The organism is Pedobacter sp. 01N416, from assembly GCF_056399685.1.
The window spans coordinates 1-4294 of the sequence record NZ_JBFTRT010000452.1; the positions used below are offsets into that span (position 1 = coordinate 1).

Consider the following 4294-nt stretch of genomic DNA (forward strand, 5'->3'; position numbering starts at 1 on the left):
CGGCTACTGCGACCATTGTAGATAACGATGCGGCAACGGTAGCGATTACAGCAGGAACATCAGGAAATGAAAACGGACCTATAAACGGAACCTTTACGGTAAGCTTAAGTAATCCATCTTCAACTGATACTGAGATTACCTATACTTTAGGTGGTACGGCAACAGAAGGAAATGATTATACAACCATAAGCAAAACGATTATTATCCCGGCAGGGCAGACTACAGGAACCATCACCATTCCAGTTAGAACCGATTTATTGGTTGAAGGAGCAGAAACAGTGGTGGCAACCCTCGTATCTACAACCAGTGCATTGGTAAGTATTTCGCCAATCCCAGCTGATAAAACGGCAACAATTAATATTACCGATAATACAACGGCAACAATAACAGTAGCCGCCACGAATGATGGTGCAGAACCAGGTACGCCAGGTTTGTTTACCTTCACATTAAGTAATGCTGCTACAACTGATACACAGGTTACTTTTGCAGTAAGCGGAACAGCAAGCAACGGAACTGATTATACTTCGCTTGGTACAACGGTAACTATCCCGGCTGGACAAACCAGTAAAACCGTACAGGTGCTGGTGCAAGATGATACTTTTGTGGAGCCAACAGAAACCGTTATTTTAACCATGACGGCCGCAACTAACAACCCGGCCATTACAGCGGGTACCATTCCTGCAACCGTAAATATTGCCGATAACGATCAGGCAACTGTTGCAATCAACAGCATATCATTAGCAGAAAATGGAGGTAATGCAACATTTACAGTAACCTTAACTGGTAACGTTCAGGATGCATTTACGGTGAATTATACAACTGCAAATGGAACGGCATTAGCTGGTTCTGATTATACTGCCACAACAGGTAGTGTAACTTTTCCTGCCGGTTCTGTTAACGGCGCTACGCAGACTTTCAATATTCCGGTGATTAATGATGCCATTACCGAAAGTACCGAAACCTTTACGGTAACATTAAACAGCATAAGTGCCGGATCGGCAGTAACTATTCCTGCAGCAGGGGCAACCGGAACAGCCAGCATTATCGATGATGATGCAGCAAGTGTGGCCATTAACAGTGTTTCTGCTTTAGAAAACGTTGGCAACATGACCTTCACCGTAACATTGACCGGAAATATACAAGATGCCCTTTCAGTAAATTATGCAACTTCTAATGATACTGCAATTGCAGGAGCCGATTATATCGCTCAAACGGGAGTAGTTACTTTCCCTGCAGGATCGGTTTCAGGTGCAACACAAAGCATTCTTATTCCGATAACAAACGATAACATCACTGAAAACACTGAAAGGTTCAAAGTAACTTTAAGCGGAGCTACTGCTCCGGTTAGTATTTCACAGGCGGAAGGAATCGGAACCATTAATGATAATGATGTGGCTACGGTGAGTATTTCTGCCACGCCAGCCAGTATTGATGAAGCAGCAGGAACAGCTACCTATACCGTAACCTTAAGTAATGCGGTTCAGGCAGGTTTTACTGTCGATTATGCTACTTCGAACGGTACCGCTATTGCAGGCAACGATTATACTGCCGCAACAGGTACCCTAAACTTCCCTGCGGGATCGTTGGCAGGTGCAACTTTAACCTTTACCGTTCCGATTGCGAACGATAATATTGTTGAGCCTAACGAAACCATTAATGCCACCATCGGTAATGTAACAGGTGGTTTGGTAACCATTGCCACCAGTACGGCTACAGTTACTATTACTGATAACGATACTTCGGTAGCCACCATTACAGCAGGAACATCAGGAAACGAAAACGGACCGGTAAACGGAACCTTTACGGTAACATTAAGTAATCCATCGGCAACTGATACACAGCTTACTTATACCCTAAGTGGAACAGCAACTGAAGGAAGTGATTACAGTAATATTGTAACCAAAACAATCACTATCCCTGCAGGTCAAACCACTGGAACCATTACTATTCCGGTATTAACCGATGCACTGGTAGAAGGTATTGAAACTGCAGTGGCTACTTTAACCGCTAGTAATAATACTGCTGTTACGGTAAGCAATATCTCGGCAAGCATTAATATTATTGATAATACAACAGCCACGGTAATGGTTGCTGCAAGTGCCGATGGTGCCGAACCAACTGCGCCTGGTCAGTTTACGTTTACCTTAAGCAATGTATCAACAACAGATACCCAGATTACCTATTCGGTAGGCGGAACAGCAAATAGTGGAGCAGATTACACTTCGATAGGCACCACAGTAACCATCCCGGCCGGACAAACCACGGTTACGGTATCTGTACCAGTGTTGGAAGATAATATCGCAGAAGGTACCGAATCGGTAATCTTAACCATGACTGCTGCAACCAATAATGCTTCAATTACGGCAAGCACAGTACCTGCAACCGTAAATATTATCGATAATGATAGCTCAGTTGCAACAATTACGGCGGGTACAACAGGAAATGAAAACGGACCTGTGAACGGTACATTTACGGTAACCTTAAGTAATCCATCTTCAACAGATACGCAGATTACCTATACTTTAAATGGGACAGCAACCGAAGGCAGTGATTATACTGCAATCGTAACCAAAACCATTACCATTCCTGCGGGTTCAACTACTGGAACGATTACCATTCCAGTATTAAGCGATGCAGTAGTGGAAGGAACAGAAACCGTGATTGCTGCATTGGCAACATCAGGAAATCCATTGGTAACGGTAAGCAATACGCCTGCAAACATCAACATCCTTGATAATAATACAGCTACAGTAAGTATTTCGGCAACACCAAGCAGTATAAACGAAGCCGATGGAACAGCAACGTTCACGGTTACTTTAAGTGCGGCAGTTCAGAACGCATTTACAGTTGATTATGCTACCACCAATGGAACAGCAATAGCAGGTGTAGGCTTAGACTATACCACAACCAATGGAACATTAACTTTCCCTGCGGGATCTGCTGCCGGAGCAACTTTGACCTTTAGCGTTCCTGTCAACAACGATAACCTTGTTGAACCAAATGAAACTTTCAATGGAACAATAAGCAATGTTACCGGTGGATTGGTAACCATCGGAACTGCAATTGCTACAGTTACCATTACCGATAACGATACTTCGGTAGCTACCATAACAGCAGGTTTAAACGGCGATGAAACCGGTCCGGTAAACGGAACATTTACGGTAACTTTAAGTAATCCATCATCTACCGATACACAGCTTACCTATACTTTAGGCGGCACAGCCACCGAAGGAAGTGATTACTCGGCCATTGTGACCAAAACCATTACTATTCCTGCAGGTCAGACTGTAGGAACCATCACCATCCCTGTGTTAGTTGATGCCGTTAGCGAAAGTATTGAAACCGTTATAGCAATTTTGGCTAGCTCAAGCAATCCATCCGTAAGCATTAGTACAACAGCTGCATCGATCAATATCCTTGATGCCAATACAGCAAGTGTAAGTATTTCCACTACACCGACGGTTAACGAAGCTGATGGAACAGCAACCTTTACCGTAACCTTAAACAATGCGGTTCAAGATGCATTTACTGTTGATTATGCAACAACGGATGGAACTGCAATTGCAGGATCAGATTATAGCACTAAGGCCGGAACTTTAAGCTTCCCTGCAAATTCTGCAGCAGGTGCTACCTTAACCTTTACGGTTCCGATAAACGATGATAATATTGCTGAGCTGGCTGAAACTTTTAGCGCAGCATTAAGCAATATTACTGGTGGTGTGGTGTTAATCAGCAATGCTACAACAACTGCAACTATTGTTGATAATGATGTTTCAGAAGCCACTATTACCGCCGGGACATCAGGCGATGAGAATGGACCTGTAAACGGAACATTTACGGTGACTTTAAGTAATCCATCATCAGCGGATACACAGCTTACCTATACTTTAGCTGGAACTGCAACCGAAGGAAGCGATTACACCACCATAACAAAAACCATCATTATCCCAGCGGGACAAACTACAGCGACCATTACCATTCCGGTATTAACCGACGCAATAGTAGAAGGAACAGAAACTGTATTGGCTACATTAACTACCTCTGGAAACCCATTGGTAACAATAAACAATAGTCCTGCAAGCATTAATATTGCTGATCATACTACAGCAACGGTAAGTGTTGCGGCAACAACCGATGGGGCAGAGCCAACTACACCAGGTTTATTTACCTTTACCTTAAGTAATGTATCAACAACTGATACACAGATTACGTATAGTGTTGGTGGAACCGCCACAAGCGGAGTAGATTATACCGCAATCGGATTAACAGTAACTATCCCTGCCGGACAAACAAC

Annotated in this window: 1 protein-coding gene; it reads left to right on the top strand. The window is 43.5% G+C overall.

The window, feature by feature from the left end; genetic code table 11:
• On the top strand, nt 1-4294 hold a 4294-nt coding region (locus AC1DND_RS21225; RefSeq protein ID WP_477584622.1), incomplete at both ends, for a beta strand repeat-containing protein.